Source organism: Weissella sp. MSCH1 (genome assembly GCF_045799135.1).
Classification (GTDB): Bacteria; Bacillota; Bacilli; order Lactobacillales; family Lactobacillaceae; genus Weissella.
The window spans coordinates 121,534-144,896 of sequence record NZ_JBJMBA010000046.1 but is presented as its reverse complement, the minus strand read 5'-3'; the positions used below and the strand labels follow the sequence as shown (position 1 = coordinate 144,896).

27 protein-coding genes and 1 pseudogene are annotated in these 23,363 nt (G+C 45.2%); 19 read left to right on the top strand and 9 right to left on the bottom strand.

Annotated elements, in window-relative coordinates:
* The first annotated feature begins 45 nt into the window (after window positions 1-45).
* The 3 genes from ACJ28U_RS11175 (at window position 46) to ACJ28U_RS11165 (ending at window position 2,240) form a co-directional block, all read left to right on the top strand.
* Entirely contained in the window at window positions 46-939 is an 894-nt protein-coding gene (locus ACJ28U_RS11175; RefSeq protein WP_407619316.1) for an alpha/beta hydrolase fold domain-containing protein, read from the top strand.
* Between the two features lie 13 nt (window positions 940-952).
* Window positions 953-1,159: a hypothetical protein gene (locus ACJ28U_RS11170; protein WP_010373175.1), complete on the top strand. Its 207-nt coding sequence runs from the start codon at window positions 953-955 to the stop codon at window positions 1,157-1,159.
* Window positions 1,160-1,298: 139 nt separating this feature from the next.
* Entirely contained in the window at window positions 1,299-2,240 is a 942-nt protein-coding gene (locus tag ACJ28U_RS11165) for a YihY/virulence factor BrkB family protein (RefSeq protein ID WP_407619315.1), read from the top strand.
* On the opposite strand, the gene ACJ28U_RS11160 is transcribed toward ACJ28U_RS11165, so the two are convergent.
* Entirely contained in the window at window positions 2,209-2,781 is a 573-nt protein-coding gene (locus ACJ28U_RS11160; RefSeq protein WP_407619314.1) for a YiiX/YebB-like N1pC/P60 family cysteine hydrolase, read from the bottom strand. The genes ACJ28U_RS11165 and ACJ28U_RS11160 overlap by 32 nt on opposite strands.
* A 62-nt stretch (window positions 2,782-2,843) precedes the next feature.
* Window positions 2,844-3,905, bottom strand: coding sequence for a tRNA-dihydrouridine synthase (locus ACJ28U_RS11155; RefSeq protein ID WP_172437078.1), 1,062 nt, complete (start codon window positions 3,903-3,905; stop codon window positions 2,844-2,846).
* Between the two features lie 182 nt (window positions 3,906-4,087).
* On the opposite strand from ACJ28U_RS11155, the gene ACJ28U_RS11150 reads away from it, so the two are divergent.
* From ACJ28U_RS11150 to ACJ28U_RS11125, 6 genes are all read left to right on the top strand, one after another.
* Window positions 4,088-4,660 carry a GNAT family N-acetyltransferase gene (locus ACJ28U_RS11150; RefSeq protein ID WP_407619313.1) on the top strand — a complete coding sequence of 191 codons (573 nt, stop codon included), beginning with the start codon at window positions 4,088-4,090 and terminating at the stop codon, window positions 4,658-4,660.
* A gap of 24 nt (window positions 4,661-4,684) precedes the next feature.
* A complete protein-coding gene (locus ACJ28U_RS11145) occupies window positions 4,685-4,864 on the top strand; it encodes a hypothetical protein (RefSeq protein WP_010373161.1) in 180 nt (59 codons plus the stop codon).
* A gap of 52 nt (window positions 4,865-4,916) precedes the next feature.
* On the top strand, window positions 4,917-5,912 hold the full coding sequence (locus ACJ28U_RS11140) for a YeiH family protein (protein ID WP_099088864.1): 996 nt from the start codon (window positions 4,917-4,919) through the stop codon (window positions 5,910-5,912).
* A 181-nt stretch (window positions 5,913-6,093) separates the two neighbouring features.
* Window positions 6,094-6,588, top strand: a complete 495-nt coding sequence (locus ACJ28U_RS11135; RefSeq protein ID WP_010373153.1) for a hypothetical protein — start codon at window positions 6,094-6,096, stop codon at window positions 6,586-6,588.
* A 152-nt stretch (window positions 6,589-6,740) separates the two neighbouring features.
* Entirely contained in the window at window positions 6,741-7,751 is a 1,011-nt protein-coding gene (locus ACJ28U_RS11130; RefSeq protein ID WP_407619312.1) for a YeiH family protein, read from the top strand.
* Between the two features lie 110 nt (window positions 7,752-7,861).
* Window positions 7,862-8,797: a nitronate monooxygenase gene (locus ACJ28U_RS11125; protein WP_407619311.1), complete on the top strand. Its 936-nt coding sequence runs from the start codon at window positions 7,862-7,864 to the stop codon at window positions 8,795-8,797.
* Between the two features lie 76 nt (window positions 8,798-8,873).
* On the opposite strand, the gene ACJ28U_RS11120 is transcribed toward ACJ28U_RS11125, so the two are convergent.
* On the bottom strand, window positions 8,874-9,236 hold the full coding sequence (locus tag ACJ28U_RS11120) for a hypothetical protein (protein ID WP_099088868.1): 363 nt from the start codon (window positions 9,234-9,236) through the stop codon (window positions 8,874-8,876).
* A 126-nt stretch (window positions 9,237-9,362) separates the two neighbouring features.
* Here ACJ28U_RS11120 and ACJ28U_RS11115 point away from each other — a divergent pair, with 126 nt between their 5' ends.
* Window positions 9,363-9,914 carry a PolC-type DNA polymerase III gene (locus ACJ28U_RS11115; protein ID WP_407619310.1) on the top strand — a complete coding sequence of 184 codons (552 nt, stop codon included), beginning with the start codon at window positions 9,363-9,365 and terminating at the stop codon, window positions 9,912-9,914.
* Window positions 9,915-9,973: 59 nt separating this feature from the next.
* Here the strand turns inward: ACJ28U_RS11115 and ACJ28U_RS11110 are convergent, their stop codons facing one another.
* Window positions 9,974-11,212 carry an amidohydrolase family protein gene (locus ACJ28U_RS11110; RefSeq protein ID WP_010373131.1) on the bottom strand — a complete coding sequence of 413 codons (1,239 nt, stop codon included), beginning with the start codon at window positions 11,210-11,212 and terminating at the stop codon, window positions 9,974-9,976.
* Between the two features lie 442 nt (window positions 11,213-11,654).
* Between ACJ28U_RS11110 and ACJ28U_RS11105 the strand changes: the two genes are divergently transcribed.
* The 3 genes from ACJ28U_RS11105 (at window position 11,655) to ACJ28U_RS11095 (ending at window position 14,325) form a co-directional block, all read left to right on the top strand.
* Entirely contained in the window at window positions 11,655-13,052 is a 1,398-nt protein-coding gene (locus tag ACJ28U_RS11105; RefSeq protein ID WP_407619309.1) for an APC family permease, read from the top strand.
* A 132-nt stretch (window positions 13,053-13,184) separates the two neighbouring features.
* On the top strand, window positions 13,185-13,787 hold the full coding sequence (locus ACJ28U_RS11100) for a cation transporter (RefSeq protein ID WP_407619308.1): 603 nt from the start codon (window positions 13,185-13,187) through the stop codon (window positions 13,785-13,787).
* 76 nt (window positions 13,788-13,863) lie between these two features.
* Window positions 13,864-14,325, top strand: coding sequence for a phosphate-starvation-inducible PsiE family protein (locus ACJ28U_RS11095; protein ID WP_099088873.1), 462 nt, complete (start codon window positions 13,864-13,866; stop codon window positions 14,323-14,325).
* An 83-nt stretch (window positions 14,326-14,408) separates the two neighbouring features.
* Here the strand turns inward: ACJ28U_RS11095 and ACJ28U_RS11090 are convergent, their stop codons facing one another.
* The 4 genes from ACJ28U_RS11090 to ACJ28U_RS11075 form a co-directional block, all read right to left on the bottom strand.
* A complete protein-coding gene (locus ACJ28U_RS11090) occupies window positions 14,409-14,780 on the bottom strand; it encodes a hypothetical protein (protein WP_407619307.1) in 372 nt (123 codons plus the stop codon).
* Window positions 14,773-16,089 (bottom strand): Y-family DNA polymerase, encoded by a 1,317-nt coding sequence (locus tag ACJ28U_RS11085; protein ID WP_099088874.1) that lies wholly within the window; start codon window positions 16,087-16,089, stop codon window positions 14,773-14,775. The genes ACJ28U_RS11090 and ACJ28U_RS11085 overlap by 8 nt, the downstream gene beginning before the upstream one ends.
* Window positions 16,090-16,258: 169 nt before the next feature.
* Entirely contained in the window at window positions 16,259-18,112 is a 1,854-nt protein-coding gene (locus tag ACJ28U_RS11080) for an FAD/NAD(P)-binding protein (protein ID WP_407619306.1), read from the bottom strand.
* Window positions 18,112-18,777 (bottom strand): NAD(P)H-hydrate epimerase, encoded by a 666-nt coding sequence (locus ACJ28U_RS11075; protein WP_010375058.1) that lies wholly within the window; start codon window positions 18,775-18,777, stop codon window positions 18,112-18,114. Before ACJ28U_RS11075 ends, ACJ28U_RS11080 begins: the two co-directional genes overlap by 1 nt.
* A 250-nt stretch (window positions 18,778-19,027) precedes the next feature.
* On the opposite strand from ACJ28U_RS11075, the gene ACJ28U_RS11070 reads away from it, so the two are divergent.
* The 6 genes and pseudogenes from ACJ28U_RS11070 (at window position 19,028) to ACJ28U_RS11045 (ending at window position 22,748) form a co-directional block, all read left to right on the top strand.
* On the top strand, window positions 19,028-19,366 hold the full coding sequence (locus tag ACJ28U_RS11070; protein ID WP_010375057.1) for a hypothetical protein: 339 nt from the start codon (window positions 19,028-19,030) through the stop codon (window positions 19,364-19,366).
* Window positions 19,367-19,491: 125 nt separating this feature from the next.
* Window positions 19,492-20,196: an MIP/aquaporin family protein gene (locus tag ACJ28U_RS11065; RefSeq protein WP_010375056.1), complete on the top strand. Its 705-nt coding sequence runs from the start codon at window positions 19,492-19,494 to the stop codon at window positions 20,194-20,196.
* Between the two features lie 116 nt (window positions 20,197-20,312).
* Entirely contained in the window at window positions 20,313-20,441 is a 129-nt protein-coding gene (locus ACJ28U_RS11060; RefSeq protein ID WP_407619305.1) for a hypothetical protein, read from the top strand.
* A 184-nt stretch (window positions 20,442-20,625) separates the two neighbouring features.
* On the top strand, window positions 20,626-22,245 hold the full coding sequence (locus ACJ28U_RS11055) for a peptide ABC transporter substrate-binding protein (RefSeq protein WP_407619304.1): 1,620 nt from the start codon (window positions 20,626-20,628) through the stop codon (window positions 22,243-22,245).
* 12 nt (window positions 22,246-22,257) lie between these two features.
* Window positions 22,258-22,476 (top strand): annotated as a pseudogene (locus ACJ28U_RS11050) (prolyl aminopeptidase); the annotation flags it as partial.
* 131 nt (window positions 22,477-22,607) lie between these two features.
* On the top strand, window positions 22,608-22,748 hold the full coding sequence (locus ACJ28U_RS11045) for a hypothetical protein (protein ID WP_004560182.1): 141 nt from the start codon (window positions 22,608-22,610) through the stop codon (window positions 22,746-22,748).
* A 61-nt stretch (window positions 22,749-22,809) separates the two neighbouring features.
* Here the strand turns inward: ACJ28U_RS11045 and ACJ28U_RS11040 are convergent, their stop codons facing one another.
* Complete coding sequence (locus ACJ28U_RS11040) at window positions 22,810-23,295, bottom strand: phosphatidylglycerophosphatase A (RefSeq protein ID WP_010375052.1); 486 nt, start codon at window positions 23,293-23,295, stop codon at window positions 22,810-22,812.
* Between the last annotated feature and the right edge of the window lie 68 nt (window positions 23,296-23,363).

Below are 23,363 nucleotides of genomic sequence, written 5' to 3'. Positions count from 1 at the left end.
TGCAGCTACCTTTTTTATTATGCCTAGAGAAATGAGTGGACTGATATGACAGACAAGTTTATTGATCGCGATTATAAGAAAATTGAAGCTGAGACGGCTTACATTAAGCAACAATGGCACGACATTGCTTATATGGATGGTGAGCGCCACACGCTTGATGTGTACTTGCCTAATGAAGGACAAGGGGCTTTCCCAGTAATTGTTGATATTTATGGTGGCGGTTTGATTTTCGGTGACAAGAGTTCACATAAATTGGAACCCGCTTTGCGTTTGCTGGATAAGGGTTATGCCGTTGTTAGTGTGGACTATTCGTTAATTCATCAAAAGGATTTCCCATTCCAAATTTATGAAATTAAGGCAGCCTTGCGCTTCTTGCGTGCGCATGCAGATGAGTATCAATTGGACATGAATCGTGTTGCGTTGATGGGTGAATCTTCAGGTGCCCACTTGGCCGTGATGACTGGCGTAACGGCGTCAGTTGATGCATTGCAAAACCCATTTATGGGCGATAATAATAATCAACCAGAGACGGTTAACGCCATTATTGCGATGTATGGGCCATACGAATTTGATCAATTTGTTGACCAATTCAACGAGAGTGGTGTTACGCCTAAGTATGCTGAAACGGGTACGGCTGAGTCGTTCGAGGGACAAATGTTTAATCAACAAGCACCCAAAGACGTACCGCAACGTGTGAAGATGTACAGTCCTAAGATGTACTTCAACGCAGAGATGCCACCTATTTTGGCATTTGCAGGAACGGCTGATGCTGTGGTACCTTATCAACAGACAGTAAATATGATTAACGGAGCCCGTGAGTTTGTTTCTGAAGACAAGGCAGTGTTGCATTTAGTTGAGGGCACAGGACACGGACCGGCAGACTACATGTCGCCAGAATTTACCGATGAAAAGGCAGCGTTTTTGGCGAAGTGGCTCTGATTAAGGGGATACTATGATAGGGGCTTTTGGTAAGTCGTTTTTTCGAGCAACACCAAAACAATTACTGGTGCAATTGCTAATTGATATTGTTTGGTTTATTATTTTTCGACCAACAGATCCATTTTCAAAGTGGGTCTTTATCGCAATTTTGCCCGGCATTGATTTAATTTCAGCTTTGGGGAGCTTTTGGAATTACGTCAAAGATAATCGACAACAATGAAAAACGGTCTGAATGTTTCATGTGAAACATTCAGACCGTTTTTCTGTGTAACCAACTTGGCAAACCAAAATACATAATCATTGACCCACGTAGGATAACCTTGCGATACTTAATCAAAAGGACAGTTAGGGGGATGTTTATGCGTAGATTTTTGGTTGATCTCGCGTTGCTGAAGAAACAATTTCAGGTGCCAGCGCTCCAGACATATTTAAGCCGAGCGAACCTCAATATGGTTGGGCCGACAATCACATACTATACATTACTATCATTGGTGCCGGTTCTAATGAGTGTGGGTGCCATTGCCGGATTGGTCGGAATCAATGCCCATGAGCTAAACGTTATGTTGCGGGAACAATTGCCTAAAAACATCATGTCGATTCTTGGTCCGATTATTACGTCGGTCCTAAGTGGTGGTGTAGGAATTTTGTCATTCTCGATTGTGATTACGATTTGGGGTGCTAGTTCGGTGTTGGCGGTTATTCGTAAAGCGTTTAATGCGGTTCATGATGTGCCAGAACGGGTTAGCGGTATGCTGACTCGGGTCTTTAGTTTTCTGTGGTTGATGGTCATCTTGCTAACGGCCGGTGTGCTGATGGGTGCAAGCGCGATGATGCCAGCAATTATTGCGGCATTGCCGTTTGACATGCCATGGTTAGATACATTGGCCAAGCAGAGTTGGCTGTTCGCGCTATTTGGACTATGGGTATTGATGTGTGTGTTCAATTTCGCTTTGCCGGCTAAACGTTTGCCTTGGAAAGCACTTGTGGCCGGTTCAGGGATTGAAGTTTTGCTACTATTAGCGTTGAATGCTGGTTTTAGCTTTTATGCCCAATTTGCAGTTAAGAGCGTAGGCTTTTATCAATCGCTTGGGTCGTTGTTGGTCTTGATGGTGTATCTTAATTTGGTTGGGACCATTATGGTCGTCGCGCAAATTTTGATTGCTTGGTTTGCAGATTTATTTGCTGCGCACGGTACCCGATATGCCTATGTACCGGAGCAGGCGAAAGGGGTGGCGGCTAAGCGCCGTTCACCGGTTAGCCAGCGTCAAATTACCAAGCATCAGCCGCGTTCACGTCGTTAAGACGACCGAGATAGTTAAGGTGAGATGAATTAGCAAGACCATTTGGATTGGTGCCGGGTTCACCATTTGGCACGGCTAACCCTAAGTCAGCGTAGTAATCCAGCCACCCGGGTAAGATACTATTGTTGGGGCCAAATGTCATTGGTGCTTCGGTGAAAATTTGGGCAGGTTGAAAGGCGTTCATAATATATTCAGAGCAGTAGTAGCCAGGCCGGGATTTAATAAATGACCAGTTATAGGGCTGGCCAAGCATTGCTTTGGCATTTTGTAAAATTGCTGGCCAAGGTGCGTTGCTGATTGTTGGTCGGTAAACATCGGCGACGCCAGTTTGGCGGTTTAAAAACGTCGCCAAAGGTTCGCGGATACTGCCAGTTTCGGGTGACGCGTGGAGCACGAATAGTGTGGCCGTCGTTTTCTCGACAAGCCCGATATGGGTGTAGTCAATAGCAGCGTGGCGATGTGTGCTCGCTGCGATGCGTTGGGAGAAGTCGTCGGTGTCTGTGACACCAATAAAAATTAAATCGCCGGTTTGTAATTGCATAAGTGATGACCTTTCTGAAGATACAATAAATCCCCCAGTGCATGCGCTGGGGGATTTATTAATTAATTAGCTTCAATCGCAACAGCGTCGGCAGCTTTCTTAGCTGCCCATTGCTTGTCGAATTCGGCCAAAAGTGCGCGAACTTCGTCAGTCGTGTTGGTATCCATTAGGGCAACACGCAAATCTGAAGCGTACGCAAAGTTACGGACGTAAATTTTGAAGAAGCGCTTCAACTTTTGGAAGTTCATTGGCCCAAATTCAGCCGTGAACTCATCGTACAAATCCAATTGCAAACGAAGCAATTCAAGAGTTTGGTCCAACGTGTGCTCAGCAGGCATGATTTCAAAGGCAAATGGGTTTTCGAAAACACCACGACCAATCATGACGCCATCGACACCAGGGTGTTGGCGAACCAATTCCAACCCTTCTTGACGTGTCTTAACGTCACCGTTAATTTGCAATAATGTGTCTGGTGCAATTTCATCACGCATCTTAACGATTTCGTCGATGTACTCGTAGTGAGCAGGCACCTTTGACATTTCCTTACGTGTACGCAAGTGAACCGTCAAAACTTGAATATCTTGCTTCAAAAGGAATGGAATCCATTCGCGGAATGTTTCCAAATCATTGAAGCCCAAACGCGTCTTAACAGAAACGGGCAAGCCGGCCGTCTTGGCTGCTTGAATCACTTCTTGAGCTGACTCGTAGTGACGAATCAAATCTGATCCGCCTCCATTTTTAATAACTGTTGAATCCGGACAACCCATGTTCAAATCAATGGCATTGTATCCACGATCACGCAATTCAAGGGATGACTTTTCGAAGTCTTCACCACGGTTTCCCCAGATTTGCACAACTGGCACCTTTTCGCTCTTATCAACGTGTAGGCGACCTTGTACAGTAAACTTAGCTTTAGGGTGTGTAATACTACGGGCGTTAGTAAACTCCGTGTAGTAAACATCAGGGGCAGCGGCTTTATCAACAACGCGACGGAAAACAGTATCCGTTACGGCTTCCATTGGGGCAAGTGAGAAGAATGGGGTCTTCTCAATTCCGGCTGCCTTAGGGTGCTGTTGTGCGTCGTCGACAACGCCTTGCCAGTAAGCTGACTTTGCTTTAACCATGTCAAAATTCCTTTCTTTAACCTTATATTTTCATTCGTGCGGCTCGATCTTCCGCAAATCCAAACTGGGACAATAACATATTAAAGGGTTTTGAGTTGCCTTTCAAGCTGTTTACCAAATGAAAGTGGTAATTCCCCCTTAAAGCCAGTAGACTAGTAACAAAGATGGGGGAGGATTTAAGCATGATTACAATTAGACCAGCAACAGTGGCTGATACAGCAACCATTGTGCACTTAGAAATGACGATTATTGACCAAATGGAAATTCCGATGGTAGCCAAGTTAGGACGCGATAATATTGAACAATTATTGCATGATAGTGCCTTGGCTGATGACACGGCCCGCTATTCGCATACGCACGCAACGGTCGCTGAATTAGGTGGGGCGATTGTTGGGGTGGCATTTGGCTATCCGTCAGCTAGCGAGCCACATTTGGATTTAACGATGCAACGATTGCTAGCGGAACGGTTTGGTGAGTTGGCAGAACTGTTCCCAGATGTTGAGACGTTGCCCGATGAGTGGTATCTCGACTCAATTTCAGTCGCTGAATCAGCACGCGGTAAAGGTGTCGGCACGCAATTACTGGCGGCTTTGCCAGAAGTGGTGGCAGCACAAGGTGAAACGGTCATTGGCTTAAATGTTGATGATGGTAATCCAAAAGCGCGCGCGTTGTATGAACGTGAAGGGTTTGTCGCAGTGGGCGAACTAATGATTGGTGCGCACCACTACACACATATGCAGCGTGACTTGAACTAAGTTAACGCTTTAGGGGTGAAAGGTATGACAAAATATGTAGATTGGGTCAGCTTATTATTCATGCTGATTTATGCTGTGTCGGATGCGATTGTGTTTCGCACGGATTCATTTTGGCCAGGCGCTATTAAGTCACTAATTGTGGCAGCGGTATTAACAGCTATTATTCGATTCGTTGTGAAGAAAATCTATCAGCACAAACGATAAAAGAAGCGTACACTGGATAGCAGAGTTTATTTAGTGGGAGACGTCATTGATTATGGCTATAAAACGACAAATGATTGCTGGTATCTTGTTGACACTAGCTGTCGCGCTTGTTGCAAAATTCGTTTCACCTTGGTTACCAACGTTGGGCGCTGAAGCCTTGGCGATGGTGCTAGGGATTATATTAGGAAATACTGTGTTTGCCCAGCAACGGTGGGGTGCCGGTGTGAAGTGGGCTGAAAAATATCCCATTGAAATTGGTATCGCTGCCTTGGGGCTAAATGTCACGTTACAGAACATTGAATCATTAGGCTGGACTGGCATCATCTTTATTTTGTTGCAAATGTTGGCTACGATTTTAGTGGTGATGTGGCTGGGTGGTCGCGTCTTTAAGGTCGCACCACAAACAGCGATGTTAATGGGTGCGGGAAATGCGGTGTGCGGTTCAAGTGCGATCGCATCAGTTGCACCAGCAGTCGGCGCAACTGATGATCAACGGCGTACGTCTGTTGCGACAGTTTCGCTAGCCGGCGTGGTGCTCTTATTCGTTTTGCCAATTATTGGTCCAGCGGTCTTTCCGCATAATGACTTGCTAGTGAGTGCTTTAATTGGTGGGACTGTGCAATCGGTTGGTCAGGTATCGGGAACGGCCTCGTTGGTTGGTGGCGACGTGGTGACATATGCGCCAATTTTTAAAATGTTGCGTGTCATTATGTTGTCAGTTGTCGTGATCTTGATGGCGCGACATGCCTCGAAGTTGACGCCGCTTGAAGCGACTGCGCCCAAAACAAGTGTCAAAATTCCATGGTTTGTGATGGTGTTCGTGGTTTTGATGCTGGTGAATTCATTTATCAGTTTGCCTCACGTCCTGACCGGCACGGCCCATGAAATTACAAGCTTCTTCGGTATTGTCAACTTGGCGGGGATTGGCTTGAATTTGAAGTGGCAGACCATTAAGCAGTCAGGCATGAAGTTCTTGGGTTATGGTTTAGTAACAATTATTTTCCAGGTTGTGTTGGCTATTGTCCTCATTACAGTATTGATGAAATAAGCAATTAAGAACGTCTAGCAGGCAGTTGCTAGGCGTTTTTTGTCGCTAACTAAAGATGAGTTAACCACAAAAACAACACTTTTTTGTACTATTCTGTGAACTTTTTGCGTACACTAATTGGGTTCGCCATACACTAGTATTCGGCGACTAAGAGAAGAGTACAAAGAGAGGGATTTAGATAATGACGATGACAGTTCATACGCAGGCGTTCATGCTGGAATTTGGTAATATTTTGGTGAAGTCAGGGATTCGACCTGATGTGGCAGGCCAAGTGGTAGCCAAGTTGCATGCTTACGAGGCTGAATCAGGGGCCTATCCAAATGGTCACCCATACCCAACACCAACGATGTATAACTTTGGTGGGCAAACGGCGGCAACGTTTGCGCAAGGGTTAGTAATGCTAGCAAACATCGAAAAGCGAACAGGCAATTTAAAGCGTATCTACGGCATCGGTCATGCTGAATTCCAACGATTTATCAGTTTGACGCAAACGCTCCATGATCACTTGTTGAAGCAGTCGGTGGCGCAAGTCTGGGCGCTAAATGCGACTGAGTTTAGCAAGTTGACGGGCATTGCGATGCGCAGTCATCAATCATATAAGCGCGCCGTAGAACATTATCTAATGGATAATGTGGCACCCATTGATTCGGAGCATAATGGTGTTTCATTATATTAATCAGCGTAACTAATTGGTACGGTCCAATCAAAATGTTTGGTTGGACCGTATTTTTTTATTTTGATAAAGTAGACCAATAGCTGCTGTGATAAAATATACGTGGAAAAAGGAACTAGGTTAACAACTGGTTGTAAATAAAGGAGGTAATTGCGATGCGAATTACTAGAGAGATGTTGCCAGGTATTGGCCTGACGGTTGCCCTCGCAGTCGTTGCAAAGTGGTTAACCCCATTACTACCGTTTTTGGGTGCGGAAGGCATCGCCATGTTGTTAGGAATTGTAATTGGGAACACTGCCTTTCGTCAGCAAATCTGGAACCCCGGGGTTGATTGGTCAGAAAAGTACTTTATTCAGTTTGGCATTGCTTTTCTCGGTTTAACGGTCACGCTTAGGACGGTTGAGCAGTTAGGCTGGCAAGGGATTTTGTTTATTGTGTTACAGATGACGGCCACAATTTTAATTGTGATGTGGCTCGGTGGGCGCTTCTTTAAGGTATCACCTGAGTCAGCGATGTTGATGGGTGCAGGGAATGCAGTGTGTGGCACGAGTGCGATTGCTGCCGTTTCGCCGGTAATTGGCGCTAATGATACGCAACGCCGGACTGCTGCTGCGACAGTGTCGTTGACTGGTGTGGCATTGTTGCTGGTCTTGCCAACCATCGGACCGGCTATTCTAGGGCACAATGATTTATTATCGGGTGCTTTGATCGGTGGCACGTTGCAATCGGTTGGTCAAGCGGTTGGCGCTGGTTTGATGGTCAATGATGCAACTGGCACGTACGCAACATTGTTTAAGATGCTACGCGTGGTGTTATTGGCCTTTGTGGTCATGGCCTTTACGAAGATGAGTCGACCTGGACAGGCGCGACAAGATGTTGCTGCGACGGCACCAGCGAAGCCGTTTTGGCGCATGATGCCATGGTTCGTTACGGCCTTTGTCATCTTTATGTTGGTGAATACGATGCTTGGCTTACCAGCGCCGGTAGTTGCTGTCGCCAAGGAATTGGCAAGTTTCTTCGGGGTCATTAATTTGGCCGGCATTGGGTTGAGTTTGAAATGGTCAATTATCAAGAATTCGGGTATTCGCTTCCTGAGTTTTGGTTTGGTCATTGGTGTGATTCAGGTGTTGCTAGCGCTTGGCTTGATTCACCTGTTAATGATGTAAAAAGTAGTAAGATGAAGCCTCAGATTATCTGATTGTTATTCAGATAATTTGGGGTTGTTTTAATTTATGTGATACATTAAACAATAATCACTTAAAAAGGGGCATATAAGATGGCAACTGTTGCAGAAATTCTAGGAACGAAGTATCCGTTGATTCAGGGATCGATGGCACGTATTTCACGGCATGAGTTGGTTATTGCTGTTTCAAATGCTGGCGGATTAGGCGTGTTAACATCTGCCGGTTTTGATAAGGAAGAATTGCGCGCGGAAATTAGGCGCGTTAAGGCCGGCACGGATAAACCGTTTGCCGTTAACTTGATGTTAATGATGGATAATATTCCAGATTTGGTTGATGTCATTATTGAGGAACAGGTGCCAGTAGTGACGACTGGGGCTGGCACGCCAAAACCTTATATGCCAGCTTTCAAGGCAGCTGGCGTTAAAGTGATTCCAGTCATTCCGTCTGTCAAGGTAGCAAAGAAAATGGCTGATTTAGGGGCCGTTGCAGTTGTTGCTGAGGGGATGGAATCAGGTGGTCATATCGGTGGGACGACGACAATGGCGTTGGTACCACAAGTAGCCAGCGCAATAGATATTCCGGTGATTGCAGCTGGTGGTATCGGTGACGGACGTGGTGTGGTTGCTGCATACGCGTTAGGTGCGCAAGGTATTCAAGCAGGGACAATCTTCTTGGCAGCTGATGAAACGCCGGTAGCGGATGCGTTCAAACAAGCAATTTTGGCTGCGGATGACACGGCAACAGCGGTAACCGGACAACGTATCGGCGCACCGGTGCGAACAATTAAGAATGCCATGATTGCCAAGTATATTGAACTTGAAAACGCCGGTGCTTCATTTGCGGAATTAGAATCGTTGACGATGGCATCACTTTCAAAGGCTGTCTTTGATGGTGATGTTGAAAACGGTTCAGTCATGGCCGGCGAAATTGCTGGTATGGTTAACAGCAAGCGTCCTGTTAAGGACATCATTGAAGGTTTGTTCAATGAAGCCGAAGCCGTTGTGAAGAATTTGAAGATTACGTATTAATAAGACTACTAGTTGTTGTGATAAATAAAAATGACCGCCAGGAATTTAAGCCTGGCGGTCATTTTATTTGCGCAAATTAAGCTGGCACAATTTTGATGTGCAACCCGTTTGCATCGATTTTGTGGGTCACTTGGATACCGTTTGCTGTTGCAACAGCTGGTTCGTCGGGGTTTTCGTGAACGGCCATGTAGGCGTTGAAGAAATCCTGCGATGACCAGCTCATGCCGTGCTCAAAGGCAACGAATGCACGACCAGCTTCGTCGCTATCAGCATCTTCTGAATCGATGAAAATCATCGTTGCTTGATCATCCTTAACTAAAACCGTGACTTGGACACCCTCAAAAACATCGGTGTTACCGTGTTCGTCGAGCTGTAGACCACGGTGGCTTTCCATGTTGAAGTTTCGACGCAACTTATTGTACTTTGCGAGTGATTTCATGGGGAAAATCTCCTGTTCTGTATAATTGACAACCTTAACTTTACGCTGACTTGAAGTAAATGCAAGTGAAGAGTTCGTCAGTGAAGCGTATACTTGAGAGAAACAAACGAGCGGGGAGTATTGTTAATGCTATTTACAGAATTGAAGGATTATGTCGTTTTCGATTTAGAGATGAACGGTAGTAATCAAATTATTGAAATTGGGGCTTTGAAAATTACCACTGGCAAAGATATTGAAAAATTTTCCGTGATTGTTAATAACCCGCCCAAGGGTAGTGGGATGGCGTCATTTAAATTTATTACACAATCAATGGGTGGTGAACACGGCTGGATTACGTTGGATATGATTCATAACGGCTTGTCGGAAGAACGGGCATTGAGTCGGTTTATGAAGTTTGTTGGCGAATATCCGGTTGTTGGTCACGCAATTGTTGATGGGGATGTGCAATTAGTCAAAGAGGGGCTCCGCTATCATGATTTAGGCAAGTGGCGCACGAGTGGTAAGATTTTTGATACGCAACAGCTGCACGGGGCTTTAAATGGTAATCCTAACGATATTTCACTATCGGGTTTGGCTGAGACGTATGATGTCGAGATTGGCAAACAGAAGCATCGTGCTTTGGCGGATGCCAAGGCCACTTTAGCTGTCTTCTCAGCAATGCAACGAACATGGCGATAAAAAAGGTCCCAAATCTTCCGAACAAACGCGGAGGATTTGGGACCTTTTAGAATCTACTATTAATAAGCTAAATGCCCTTTATCTAAAGGCAAGATATAAGGATTTTGGAAGCCGGTTGTGTCAACAAACTCACCAAACTTAGCCACACGCTTTGGCTCTTGGAGTACTTTAATGTCAGCCAGTGGGCTAGCATCAAAGACGACGAAATCAGCCATTTTGCCAGGAACCAATTCACCGTAATCGGCACTAATTTGCAATAAATCAGCCGCATTCGTGAAGAGTGCCTGCAAGATTTGGGCGTTAGTTGCGCCGGCAATTGACCAAAGCTCGGCTTCAAGGGCAGTGTCAGCATAACCGTTCAATGGTGAGCCAGCATCAGTACCCAGTGCCAAATTAACGCCATTCTTTGCTGCTTTACCAAAGGCTGCAAAGTGTGAATCAACCCACTTGTAAGCTTTGTCGACCATCCATTGTGGCAACAACCCATCACCGCGCTTGATGATGACATAAGGAGCCACTAATGTTGGCGTTAAATATGTACCCGTTGATTGGAATAATTCGAGTGCCTCATCGTCAATAACAAAAGCGTGCTCAACCGAATCAACGCCGGCGCGCAAGGCTTCTTTAACGGTTTGCAAAGCTTCCGCGTGCGCCGCAACCTTGATGCCGCGACGGTGTGCCACGTCAACACCAGCAGCCATTTCAGCTTCCGTCATTTGTGGCATATCAGGTTGCTCGAATTGATCGAACGCAATACCACCCGACGCCATGTACTTGATCGCATGGGCGCCTTGTTCAATGCGACGGCGGACACCGGCTCGGAATTCTTCTGGACCAGACAAGGCTTCACCAATCTTTGAAGCGTGGCCACCAATGGTTGAGAAAGCACGACCAGATGCGACAACCCCGGTACCGCGCCATTGACCGTTCAGCGTCATTTTTTGCATCCCGATGTCGAAGCTTTGCGCGGTTGCCAGAACACGAGTGTATGTCACACCTGACGCCAACATTTCATTTAAGTTAGCTTGGGCTTGCATCGCAATTTCGAAGGGCTCGCGTGAAGCTTTTGGACCGTATGGGAAGACTTTATTAATGATGTGAACATGGGTGTTGATCATACCGGGGGTAATGAACTTGTTATTTAAATCGACAAGTTCTTGAGCATCGGCAGGCGTAGCGCCAGTACCGGTAGCTGTAATACGTCCGGTTGTTAAATCAACTGAGAACCATGAATTAGGAATGAATTTCGCTTGCGCAACATCGTAGACTTGCGCATTATGATATGTGCGGATCGACATGAAACCACCTCAGTTATTTAGAATACTTACTTAATATTATATGCTTTTTCCAACTGTTCGCGCCATTATCCGATTTCTAAGGTGTTCCGAGGCGGTTACAAATAGTCAGTATGAGTATTTGCTGAGAAATGGTTGACGAAATTTAATTCCTCACTTATGATTAGGGAGTTAAAACCTAAACAATTAGAAAAGGAAATGAAATTCATGCAAATGCACCTGTCAACAACGCAAGCGTTTTTCAACTTTACGTTTTTCTTCGGTTAGTCATCCGAAACAATCGTAAAGTTATTTTGCGTTGGACACTCGGATGACGGTAAAGTATCCGAGTGTGTGAGACATGCTAACTGCTGCGGGCAGACCATGAAACTCATTTAAACACGTATCGGATACTTTGGTGTTATCCGATACGTGTTTTTTTATTGGTTTCATAGGAGGTAGTAGGATGCAGTTGTGGCAACGGATGTTTAAGAAGGAATCGTTGACGGCGTATTTAAAAAGTGATGAACACTTTGCCAAAACGCTGACCGCGAAAGATTTGATTGGCTTGGGAATTGGTGCCGTTATTGGTACCGGAATCTTTATTTTGCCAGGAACGGTTGCTGCGACAACTGCGGGCCCAGGCGTTGTCTTTAGTTTTATTATTGCTGCAATTGTTTCGGGCCTAGTAGCCATGGCCTATTCGGAAACTGCTTCAGCGATGCCAGTTGCCGGCTCAGCATATTCGTATGGTAACGTTATTTTTGGTGAAGTTGTTGGATGGGTGCTGGGATGGGCACTGATTTTGGAATATGCATTAGGGGTCGCGGCAGTTTCAACCGGTTGGTCAGCCTATTTTGCCAATTTGATGGCGCCGGTCTTCAAATTACCAACGGCCTTGTCGGGAGCCTACAATCCAGCGCAAGGTACGTACGTGAATCTAGTCGCGGTAATCATTGTATTGTTGATTGGGTTAATGTTGCGTGGCGGTATGAAGGAATCAAAGCGGATTCAAAATGCCATGGTTTTGTTGAAAGTCGCGATTATCATCATTTTTCTTGTGGTGGGGTTCTTCTTTATTAAGAGCAGTAATTTGATGCCGATGATTCCAGCGCGGATGCATGGCGCATTTGGTGTACAAGGTGTCTTGGCCGGCACGTCGATGGTCTTCTTTGCCTTTCTTGGATTTGATGCCTTATCGGCTTCAGCAGCTGAAGTGAAAAATCCGAAGCGCGACATGCCAATCGGAATTATTGGCACGTTAATTATTGCGGCCGTATTGTATGGGTTAGTCGCGTTCGTGCTGACGGGAATGGTGCACTACACCAAACTAAATGTGGCTGATCCGGCCGCGTTTGCGTTACAACAAGTGGGGCAAAATTGGGCTGCCTTAATTATTACAATCGGCGCACTGATTGGGATGTTCACTATGATGACAACAATGCTTTATGCATCATCACGATTGATCTATGCTGTTGGCCGTGATGGACTATTGCCCGGTAATTTAGGGAAGTTAAACCAAAAGGGTGAACCAAACCGAGCGTTGGGGATTGCAACGATTGTGGTAGCATTCTTTGGTGGTATGGTACCGCTGGATAAATTGGTTGATTTGGTTAATATGGGAACGTTACTGGCCTTTATGGTTGTGTCGCTAGGTATTTTGCCATTACGTAAGCGCGCTGATGTGAAACAAGATGGTTACAAGATGCCTGGTTATCCAGTGTTACCCATTTTGTCAGCCGTATTTACGTTCTTCTTGATTACGCAATTACACGTTGAAACATTAATTGCAGCGGCTATTTGGTTTGTGTTAGGACTGATTTTGTACGTAACATATGGTATTAAACACTCACGGATGAATTAATAGAATGCGGTTGTTCCACGTGGAACAACCGTTTTTATTTACCACGCTTACTTTTTGTTTGTGCATGTTTTCTCAAAGTTATGCTATAATATATGAAGAAAATAACATATATTGTTTTTGGGGGATTGGGAAATGATAGCGAAACAAAAATTATTAGCGAAAGGCATTCAATTGGAAGTGATTTCAATCGCTTGGATGGCCCTTGAATTTGTATTGGGTGTTTCAGCCGGTTTGCAAGCTGGTTCGATTCTATTGATTGCTTTTGGCTTGGATGCGCTTTTGGAAGTCATCGCGGGGGGCGTGTTGATTTGGCGACTGCGGGCAGAATATGATGGCGCTGATAATGAGCGGGTATTGGTTGTTGAACGACGTGCTTCAAAGATCGTGAAGGCAATTTTATTATTATTGGCAACCTACGTCATCGTCACATCAGTTATCAATTTAGTGCAGCATGAAGTGCCAGGTGAAAGTGGTGTTGGTTTGATTGTGGCGATTGCGTCAGTGGTTTTGATGCCGGTGATGACAACGATGAAGCGACGATTAGGTGCTCAAATTGGCTCGGAGGCTCTGCGCGAAGATGCGATGTGTAACGTGGCGTGTGCCGTGTTAGCGGCCTTGGTTTTGATGGGCATGTTGTTAACGGCATTGTTTGGTTTGTGGTGGGCTGATGCGGTTGCGGCCATTATCTTTGCAATTTACATTGGTCGTGAAGGCTTAGAATTGTTTGAAAAATAGTTTGAGACAAGTTATGCGGTACTTTTCAGGTGGGGTTTGTTATGATTAGAAGTAAGAACTCCTGGAGGGCAGCCATATGAATCGAAAATTTATCGAGAAGGGTTATGGCATTGTACTAGACGTGGCGATGCTTATTTTGGGGATTACCATGGTCGGATTCTTTTTTAAGGATCTTTGGAATTTAGGTACGATGGTGTTGCACACCGATTTAGAAGTTGATTTTTACGCAGTGACTGAAACGATTTTGGAAACGTTTTTGTTTTTCGAGTTCGTGGTCTTAACAAAAGAGTATTTCGTGCAAGATCGTATTTCATTACAGAATTTTATGTATATCGGAATTACGGCTTTATTACGTAATTTATTGGTATATCATGCCGATACGATTGGCGTTTTGATTCAAGCCGCGGCCATCGCGTTATTGATTGTTGTGTTGATTGCCTATCGTTGGTCACGCCGTCATTTAGCTGATTTGGCGCATGAAGAAGAACGTAAAGAAGTGGAATTTGCTGAGAATCATCCTGATCAATTGGAAGGTTAAATAATATGAAAAAATCCCGGTTCGTTTTTTTACACGAACTGGGATTTTTTTGCGCTCATCAAGCTTGAAGGCCCACAAAATCGTCATTTGCTAGCCCACCATAGTTGGTCGAGTGGAATGTGGGTGTTGCCGATAATCACGGCTTCCTCAGTGTAACCTGTGACTAAGCCGGTAATGATTTCAGGCACCACACCATCGGTAGCGCTGTAATTTTGTTGCACATGGACAATTTCATGCCGGCCGTACGCATCAAAAAGTAACGTGGCAATGGCCGCTAAATCCATTTCTGGCATTCGTTGTCGGGTGGCCGCCTGCGCCGCGGCCAATTGGTTTTTATGAACATCTTCAGTGTGGTCAGATAGGTAGTAGCCTTGCCATTTCACCATGCCTCTTTCATGATAGTCATGCGCGAAGAAGCGGGCAGCTTGGGCAAAAATATCGATATCATCATCCATAAGCGTTACCACCATTGTGGCCACCAACTAACCCGATGCGATTTAGCATTGTTCCGCCAGCAACGCTAGAACTTTTAAAGACGGCTCCGACACCAAATTTTTGTCGAATTGTGTCGATGACGTTGTCAATTTGGCGTTGTTTCATGTTAATCGTCACAGGGGTGAAGAGGTCGATTTGCTCAACGCCGTCAGGAGCTAAACGACCAGCGCTGACGTAAATGTTACGAACAACCTCACCATCATAGTGCGTGCGAAAAATTTCGCGCAGGGCGTTAGTGATTGGCAAGCTTAGATTGGTGGCATCAATCGTTACCTGGCCACTAAAACCGTGATTCGGGCCGGTCGTACGATAGCCAAAGCCGATTCCTAAACTGATTTGGCTAGCCACGACATGTTTTGCACGCAACCGACTGGCTACTTGTTCACCAATTTCGCGAATGACAACTTCGATTTCAGCGGGGTTATCGTAGTCACGGGGCAAAACTTGGCCGTTGCTAAAGGAACTTTCTTTGACGTGATATTTATTGCTGAGACGGCTACGATCGACACCCCAAGCTAGCGCATATAGTTCAACCCCTTTGACCCCGAGCAATTCCTGTAGTCGATAAGGATTAAAAGCAGCTAAATCACGCATCGATAAAATACCTAAGCGGCGTAAGGTTTTGGCAGTACGGCTACCAATACTCCAAACGTCATCGAGCTTGGTAATCGGCCATAAATGCTCGGGAATTGTTTCATAGTGCCATTCCCCAATTAAATCCTTGTTATGTTTAGCTGAAATATCGAGGGCCATCTTAGCCATCGCGGGATTATCACCAATACCAACTGTCAAATAAATGCCGGTTGCATCGTGAACGGTTTGCTGAATGAGGCGGGCCATGTTGCGAAGTGTTAACTTGCGCCCAAATTTTGATTCGATATAGCGCCAACTGTCCGTTAAATCGAGAATGGATTCATCAATTGAATAGATATGTAAATCTTCATCAGCGACAAATTGCCGATAGATGTCGTTGATTTGTTTATTTTTTTGAATGTAATAATTCATGCGTGGTTGGACGATGGCCAGACGTGGATCACGAGGGACGTCGCGCTGACGCATTACATTGGATACGCCAAGGATTTTTTTAGCCTGTGGTGACGCAGCCAGGACAAGGCCACCATTCGTGTTTTCTTGTTGGCTCATGACGACTAACAAGGATTTGAGGGGATTTAATCCTAAATCAACACTTTCCACACTGGCGTAAAAACTTTTGGAATCGATGACCATGACAGCGCGCCGTGGTTCGTTAGCATATACATTATGACTCATAAGCAAGGCCTCAAAACGATATATTAGGTTTATCCTAACGTTAGGATAAACCTAATATACACCCTTTAGAAAATCTTTGCAATTGTAAGAGTGCCTGTATGACAACAAAAACGCCCGTTATGACTGACATTACTGTCTTAGCCATAACGGGCGTTTTAAAGATTCTTAATTACTTACCAAAGATACGGCGGGCAATGTTTTCAGCATCGCGCAAGTTCTTGTCGTTAACACCTGAACGAGGAGCAAACGTCGTGAACCATGACCAACCTTCCGTTGGGACACCCCAAATGAACAAACCATCAACTTCGTTATCGTTAGCATCGATAACAGTCAAATCGTCCTTGTTCATGCGAGTACCACCAACAACATAAGTTGAACCGTCAGCCTTTGTGTACTCAGCGGCACTCAACAAACCACGATCGCGCAAGTTGGCAACCAAAGGATTAGTTGATGCAGCTAATGATACGGGGAACAAACGAGCTTCTACCAATTTGTTGACCGTCCAAGTGTTGCCACGGTTATCCGTTGCAACGTAGTGGTCATCACGAACAGAAACTGCCAAGCCAGGGCCAGCAACTTCCAAGACGCCAGCTTCAATCAAAGCGCGCATTTGCTCAACACGTAGGACAGGAGGTCCAACGGAAATCAATGAGTTAAATGGGTTGAACTTTGATAGGAACTTGGCATATTCGTCAGATGACAAGTAACCAGCATCCAAGTAGTGACGAATGATACCACGAACGTCACGCAACATATCGAAGGCACCAGCATATGGTGCGTCGTTGTTACCTTGGTTAGCATCGTTAATGTCCCAAGTTAGGTAGTTCATCATGAAGTCGCTGTATTCAACTTCAGCTGGCACATCATCAACGGGGTTCAAGATACGATCCCAATCCATGATGTATTCTTCAGAAATGCCGTACTTACGAGCAGTTTCATTCAAATCATCGCTGGCTGCCAAAGCATCCATGAATTCGGCAGCGTTGAATGGCCATGTGACACCAAAGTCGTTAATTGTGTTTTGATAGTGCTTGTATTCCAATTCCTTACGCAACAACGTAAAGAATTCGTCATAGGTAACTTGACCGTTTGACTTTTCAGCCAACTTATCCAAATTCTCTGACGTAAAGAATAGTGGTTGATAACCTTCAGCTGCGACCTTTTGGTTAACACCACGCGCGTGCATAGGCAAGCCCTTGCGAGAACCCGCAATCATGTGAGGTTCCTTACCAGATGGTAGGTAGTACATCACACCGTTGTTATCGCGAGCGAAGCGACCACCACGGCTAATCGTTAACTTAGCGATGTAGTCGAAGAAGCTCAATCCCAAGCCACGCAAAACAACTTTTTCACGGGCTGGAACGGCATCGAGGTCGGCTTCTGAAGGGTGCGTTGGGGCAACGTACAACATGTTGTCATTGCCCGCGGCAGCATCGGCGAAGGCTTGCTCTTCATCGTTCAAGCTGTTGTCTACGTGCCCCAATGCCATCACCACTTGATCAGCAATGATGGTATCAGTGCCGTCAATCGTGACCGTATATTGGTCGTCTTGCTTGACAACATCTGTGACACTGCGACGCTCATATGACAACGTCACGTTTGCAGGAACGTGTGCACCGAGGTGTTCAAAGAACCATTGGGCATATACACCGAACAAGGCACGTGACGTGAAGCGGTTAGGGTTGATACGCGTCAACTCGTCCAAGAAGTACGCTTCGTTCTTGAAGTCGTGAATCTTCACGTACTCCTTACCGAACGTGACTGACCATTCATAAAAGTTAGGACCGTACAACGCGGTAGAAGCGTGGTTAGGTACTGAAGGGTCAGTGAACAACGTCAATTGTTGTGTAACAGTGTTCATCAAGAAAGTTGGGTCTTGATCTGGGTTCCAAACACGACCACCGATAGGAAATGGGTCGTATAGGGTGATGTCAACAGGCTCGGTCGTTGACTTGGCGTGCGCCATTAGACGCTCAACCAAAGACAAGTTACGTGGACCAGCCCCGACTAATACGATATTCATTAGTTCTCGCTCTCTTCCTGTTTAAATTCTGCTAATTCTTCCGGTGAATAAATGCCAATGTCTTTTACATAAATATTGCCGGCGCGTTTTAGGCCTTCGTTTTGTAACAACCCTTGCTTAGGATAGGCGAAAGTAACAGTTGCGGTGGCACGAATAGCAGAGCCAAGGATTTCTCCAGTAGTTGCGTGCAAACCAGATGGGACATCAACAGAGACAACCGGAATATTAGCGGCATTTACTCGTTTAATAATATCACCAAGTTTGCTTGGAACGGGCTTAGAAAGGCCTATTCCAAATAGCGCATCCACGATGACCGTGTAATTGCGAAAATCACGGACACGGTTTTGGGTGTGAATGCCATAGCCACGGGCAATCTTAAGTTGCGTAGCTGTGTTAGCGGTCGCACGATTTTCATCACCAAGAATCAATAGGTCGACGTTAACGCCTTTTTGAATCAACATGCGTGCAATGGCGACACCGTCACCACCGTTATTACCAAGTCCGGCGATAACAAGCACGTTAGCTAAATCAAAGGTACCAGCTGCCAAAACTTCAATGGTGGCCATTGCGGCGCGCTCCATTAAAACCAAGGCGGGTACACCGATTTCTTCCATTGTGTAACGGTCAAATCGTTGCATCTCTTGTGCGGTTACTGCTTCAACCATGAAAAGTAACCTCCTTATAGTAGATTAAATGTTATCGATAACGCTGTTTTGGACATTATCGGGTTATCTGGCAGTGTTAGCATATAGGCTGCTAACACTGCCAGATAACGGCGACTGGGCCTGGTCAGGGGTCTAAAATCTCTAACATGACCAGTCTGCTTTATTATATCGCAACTCACTGCTAAAATGTGTTTAGTAACGTGTTTAATTCTGAACACAAAGTAAGTCACTGAAAGAAGGAGTAAAGAGTATGAACGAGCATTCAATTCCTGAGGATATGACACAGGTTGCGGATCGTGTCGCGTTGATGGCCGCACGTGGCTTTCCAGTCAGCGAGGATGATGTCATTAAGGAAGCCTTGAAGCTTGGTTTCCAAGATATTGTTGATGAACGCATGGAAGGTAACTACTATACAGTTCGTTGGGATGAGGAATTTAATGCCTTGCAAGTCTTTGGTATTGAAAATTCATTCGAAGGTGAGGCAAAGCCAGAAGAAGGCAAGCCATCGTTTATTGAACAATTTAAGGCAAATTCAATGAATGCTTGGTTAGCGTTGGATCGTGCAGCCAGCAAGATTATTGGTCGTTAATATTAAAATTACGTTAACGGCGGAACTTTAAAGCTGAATTTAAGCCGGTTTTTGTTATATAGTAGGGTCAGAAATTTTTAATTTTGTACAGTCGTACAAAGTATATCTCGAAGGAGTTTTTAATCATGGAAAACATGCGCAAGTATCTTGCCGAGTTCTTCGGAACTTTGATGTTGGTTGCCATGGGTACTGGAGTTGTTATCTTCGTCGGTACTCAAGCTGGTCCATTGCCAGTTGCTTTGGCATTCGCCATCGCTGTTGCTGCCGGAGCATACGCTTTCGGCCCAATCTCAGGTGGTCACTTTAACCCAGCCGTTTCTTTGGCACAAGCCATCAACGGTCGTATCTCATGGGTTGAATTTATTGGTTACGTCGTTGCCCAAATCATTGGTGCTTTTGCTGGTTCAGCTGTTATCTTTGGCTTCATGAAGGCCTTTGGTGCAACTGCTGCAACAATCAAGCAAGTTGGTTTTGGTCAAACAGACTACAACACACCAGTTTCATTCTTGTCAGCGACGTTGATTGAAGCATTCTTGACGTTTGTCTTTGTTTTGGTAATCTTGATGGTTACGTCAAAGAAGAACGCTGAGAACTCAGCCTTGGCACCAATGATCATTGGTTTGACGTTGGGTGCATTGATCATGCTTGGTTTGCAAGCAACGGGTGGTTCATTGAACCCAGCTCGTTCATTGGCCCCAGCCGCATTCTTTGCAATGTTCGGTTCATCAACTGCATTGACTCACATCGGTGCCTACATCGTAGGTCCTTTGCTTGGTGGTGCGGTTGCAGCCGTAATTGCTAAGTTTGGTCTTGGTTCAGAAGAAGACTAATTGTTAAATAATAAACCGCCCATGACACGTGAACTGGTCATGGGCGGTTTTTGTATACGGTGGCGCTTAATTTAATTAGAAAAAGATTAGAAATAAGTGTTGACACTTATCATAAAATGCGTATACTTAGAAACATCAAGAAAAGGGAGGACGACGTCATGAAGAACGTGTCTGTTGAAAAATTGAATGTTATGACGTTGGTTGCCCCAATTATTATTGCGATTATTATTATTATTTCGCAGTGATGGTTGGCTTTTTGAGATGCTTGCTAGCCATGAAACTGCTACACAGTTAACATGGCTAGCCAAATTTAATTACTTTGTAAACGAGTAACGGCTAGTATTTTGCGCAGAATACTAGCCGTTTTTTTATATATTTTTGAGCTCAAACTATTACTCGTCCCACCCAAATTATAGGAGCGTGTAGGTTATGAATAAGTTTGTTAAGAATTCAGTATTGATGTCAGTTGCTTTGGTTGCGGTTGCAGGTGCTAGCACACAAGTGGCACATGCGGCCGGTAAGGAATTGAATTGGACGTTGACGGGGGACTTGAAGACAACAGATCCTTCAAACGTAGCGGATATCCCATCACAAAATGCGGTGCAAGTCACTGGTGAAGGATTGTATCGTGTTGGTACAAGCGGACAACCAGAATTGGCGGCCGCGCAGTCAGTAGATGTCTCAGATGACGGGTTAACGTGGACGTTTAAGTTACGTGATAATTTGAAGTGGTCCGATGGATCGCAATTAACGGCGCATGATTTTGTTTATAGTTGGCAACGCACAAACAATCCTAAGACGGCGGCAATCGGGTCGATGTTCTTTAGTGGTATCAAGAATGCGGATGCTATCCAATCAGGGAAAGTTACTGATATGAACCAATTGGGCGTGAAGGCTCTTGATGACACAATGTTGCAAGTCACGTTGGATCGGCCGTTGCCACAATTGAAAGCTGAGTTGGCGATGATGTACTTCTTCCCAGAAAAGGAAAGTTTTGTCACAGCGACTGGTAAGGCGTTCGGAACGACGGCGAAGGATTCATTAGCAAGTGGTCCATATGTCTTGAAGAAGTGGGATGGCTCAAGTTCAACATACCAATATGTTAAAAATCCTTATTACTGGGATGCCGATGCTGTTAAGACGCCAGCAGTAAATGTCACCACAACGGCAGATGCGACGACAAGTTTCAATTTGTATAATGCCGGTAAAGCTGATTTTGCGCAGTTAAATGCTACCCAAGCGCGTAACTCTAAGCACAAGCATGGGTTTACAACGGTTCATACCGCAGCGACAACTTATATGACGATGAACCAAAAGAATCCAGTGTTGAAAAATGTGAAGTTGCGTCAAGCGATGTCTTATGCAGTAAATCGTGAAAAGTTGGCGAAAAACGTGCTGACGGGGGCTGCTGAACCAGCCAAAACCTTTGTGGCAAAGGGATTAACCAAGGATCCAAATACGGGTAAGGATTTTGTCGACACGGCCCACACGAAGTACGTTAGCTATAATAAAGCGGAAGCAGCTAAGTTATGGGCTGCGGGTTTGAAGGAAACGGGTAAGAAGACCGTGAAGTTGACCTTGTTAACAGGTGATACGGATGCGGCTAAGCAAACAGGCCAATATCTACAGTCACAATTGGAAACAAATTTGAAGGGCTTGCAAGTGAGTGTGAAGTCAGTGCCAGCAAAGCAGACTAGTGCGTTGACTAAGGCAGGGAAATTCGATTTGGGCCTCTCGACTTGGAACGCGGATTACACGGACCCAGTCGACATGCTACAAACATTGGTTACGGGGGCTTCATGGAATTTGACGGGTTGGTCTGATCCCAAGTATGACGAGCTATATCGCAAGGCAACGGTCACGGATGCTAATGATAAGGCGGCACGTTACAAGGATTTGGTTGCTGCCGAACAATATGCTGAAAAGCAGGGTGCGGTTGCGCCACTGACATACTCAAAGATCACGGCGTTACAGAATCCGGATGTTAAGGGTGTTTATGTCAATCCAGTCGGGGGAACCTTTGATTGGAAGCACGCTGAAAAGAAATAGGGGGATGATTGGATGACAAAAGATGGCACGCACATTTTATCGCTTGAGAATGGCTATCATTTATGGTCGCGTACAGATGGTACGGGCAAGCCAATTAAATTATTGACGTTGCACGGTGGACCAGGTGCTGGGCATGAACCATATGAGCGTTTTCCAGAATTTTTAAATCCTGATGGTGTTGAAGTTACACAATATGATCAGCTGGGGGCGTGGTATTCAGATCAACCAGATTAATGACAGCTAGCTTGTTCGTGAACTTGATTTAACAAACCGGTAAAAAAGGACTACACTATAAGAGTAGACATACACGCCGGGCCAATCACCTGACGCGCAAATTAAAAATGTGCTGGAGGTATGGATTTATGTCACAGAAGAATAAGTTGAAGAAGTTGTTGGAAAAGAAGGGGATTGAGTCAATTAACGTTGACGGAACACCAACACCTGTTCAAAGTGCTAAGGAGCTCGATTTGATCGAAGCTGCCAAGGCAAACGGCATTATGTAATTGATAATTGAACAAAAATAAAGCCAGACACACATGTGCCTGGCTTTATTTTTGTTCATTTTTAATCGTGCGCAATTCGAGCTTGAGCGGCTGCGGCAATCGCTGATACGATATCGTCAATAAAGGTATTCACGCGGCCACCGGCGTGTTGTTCATCGTTTAAACGACCAACGATACCAGGCTTCAATCGATCGAGGTAGCCGAAGTTTGTCCATGAAATGGTGCCGTAAACGCCAAGGATTGACATCACCAATTGCTCATCAATGCCATACGTACCATGATCACGGTCGATGCGGCCTTGCAATGGTTGTGGCAATTGCCGGGCTTCCGCCAAGTCGTCAATTGCCAGACCAGTCATCACTGCATCTTGTACTTCAGTTTTGTGTAGGACGTGTTGCACTGAGTCAACGGCATCTGCCATTGTGAGGTTAGGAATGATGGCTTTTTGACCGAACAAAACCAATTCGCCGATATCTTCTAAGTTTACCCCGCGTGCATTTAGCATTGCCACGACGTCTTCGTAATAGTCACGTTCTGTGAATAGCATAGTAATTTCTCCCGGAAAAAGTGATAGTTCCATTATAGTTAATAACAAAAGCGAACGGTGTTTCACAT

Excerpts from the sequence above, each read along its gene's own strand:
- ACJ28U_RS11175 (WP_407619316.1), top strand. The coding sequence starts at position 46 with ATGACAGACAAGTTTATTGATCGCGATTATAAGAAAATTGAAGCTGAG.
- ACJ28U_RS11170 (WP_010373175.1), top strand. The coding sequence starts at position 953 with ATGATAGGGGCTTTTGGTAAGTCGTTTTTTCGAGCAACACCAAAACAA.
- ACJ28U_RS11165 (WP_407619315.1), top strand. The coding sequence starts at position 1,299 with ATGCGTAGATTTTTGGTTGATCTCGCGTTGCTGAAGAAACAATTTCAG.
- ACJ28U_RS11160 (WP_407619314.1), bottom strand. The coding sequence starts at position 2,781 with ATGCAATTACAAACCGGCGATTTAATTTTTATTGGTGTCACAGACACC.
- ACJ28U_RS11155 (WP_172437078.1), bottom strand. The coding sequence starts at position 3,905 with ATGGTTAAAGCAAAGTCAGCTTACTGGCAAGGCGTTGTCGACGACGCA.
- ACJ28U_RS11150 (WP_407619313.1), top strand. The coding sequence starts at position 4,088 with ATGATTACAATTAGACCAGCAACAGTGGCTGATACAGCAACCATTGTG.
- ACJ28U_RS11145 (WP_010373161.1), top strand. The coding sequence starts at position 4,685 with ATGACAAAATATGTAGATTGGGTCAGCTTATTATTCATGCTGATTTAT.
- ACJ28U_RS11140 (WP_099088864.1), top strand. The coding sequence starts at position 4,917 with ATGGCTATAAAACGACAAATGATTGCTGGTATCTTGTTGACACTAGCT.
- ACJ28U_RS11135 (WP_010373153.1), top strand. The coding sequence starts at position 6,094 with ATGACGATGACAGTTCATACGCAGGCGTTCATGCTGGAATTTGGTAAT.
- ACJ28U_RS11130 (WP_407619312.1), top strand. The coding sequence starts at position 6,741 with ATGCGAATTACTAGAGAGATGTTGCCAGGTATTGGCCTGACGGTTGCC.
- ACJ28U_RS11125 (WP_407619311.1), top strand. The coding sequence starts at position 7,862 with ATGGCAACTGTTGCAGAAATTCTAGGAACGAAGTATCCGTTGATTCAG.
- ACJ28U_RS11120 (WP_099088868.1), bottom strand. The coding sequence starts at position 9,236 with ATGAAATCACTCGCAAAGTACAATAAGTTGCGTCGAAACTTCAACATG.
- ACJ28U_RS11115 (WP_407619310.1), top strand. The coding sequence starts at position 9,363 with ATGCTATTTACAGAATTGAAGGATTATGTCGTTTTCGATTTAGAGATG.
- ACJ28U_RS11110 (WP_010373131.1), bottom strand. The coding sequence starts at position 11,212 with ATGTCGATCCGCACATATCATAATGCGCAAGTCTACGATGTTGCGCAA.
- ACJ28U_RS11105 (WP_407619309.1), top strand. The coding sequence starts at position 11,655 with ATGCAGTTGTGGCAACGGATGTTTAAGAAGGAATCGTTGACGGCGTAT.
- ACJ28U_RS11100 (WP_407619308.1), top strand. The coding sequence starts at position 13,185 with ATGATAGCGAAACAAAAATTATTAGCGAAAGGCATTCAATTGGAAGTG.
- ACJ28U_RS11095 (WP_099088873.1), top strand. The coding sequence starts at position 13,864 with ATGAATCGAAAATTTATCGAGAAGGGTTATGGCATTGTACTAGACGTG.
- ACJ28U_RS11090 (WP_407619307.1), bottom strand. The coding sequence starts at position 14,780 with ATGGATGATGATATCGATATTTTTGCCCAAGCTGCCCGCTTCTTCGCG.
- ACJ28U_RS11085 (WP_099088874.1), bottom strand. The coding sequence starts at position 16,089 with ATGAGTCATAATGTATATGCTAACGAACCACGGCGCGCTGTCATGGTC.
- ACJ28U_RS11080 (WP_407619306.1), bottom strand. The coding sequence starts at position 18,112 with ATGAATATCGTATTAGTCGGGGCTGGTCCACGTAACTTGTCTTTGGTT.
- ACJ28U_RS11075 (WP_010375058.1), bottom strand. The coding sequence starts at position 18,777 with ATGGTTGAAGCAGTAACCGCACAAGAGATGCAACGATTTGACCGTTAC.
- ACJ28U_RS11070 (WP_010375057.1), top strand. The coding sequence starts at position 19,028 with ATGAACGAGCATTCAATTCCTGAGGATATGACACAGGTTGCGGATCGT.
- ACJ28U_RS11065 (WP_010375056.1), top strand. The coding sequence starts at position 19,492 with ATGGAAAACATGCGCAAGTATCTTGCCGAGTTCTTCGGAACTTTGATG.
- ACJ28U_RS11060 (WP_407619305.1), top strand. The coding sequence starts at position 20,313 with ATGCGTATACTTAGAAACATCAAGAAAAGGGAGGACGACGTCATGAAG.
- ACJ28U_RS11055 (WP_407619304.1), top strand. The coding sequence starts at position 20,626 with ATGAATAAGTTTGTTAAGAATTCAGTATTGATGTCAGTTGCTTTGGTT.
- ACJ28U_RS11045 (WP_004560182.1), top strand. The coding sequence starts at position 22,608 with ATGTCACAGAAGAATAAGTTGAAGAAGTTGTTGGAAAAGAAGGGGATT.
- ACJ28U_RS11040 (WP_010375052.1), bottom strand. The coding sequence starts at position 23,295 with ATGCTATTCACAGAACGTGACTATTACGAAGACGTCGTGGCAATGCTA.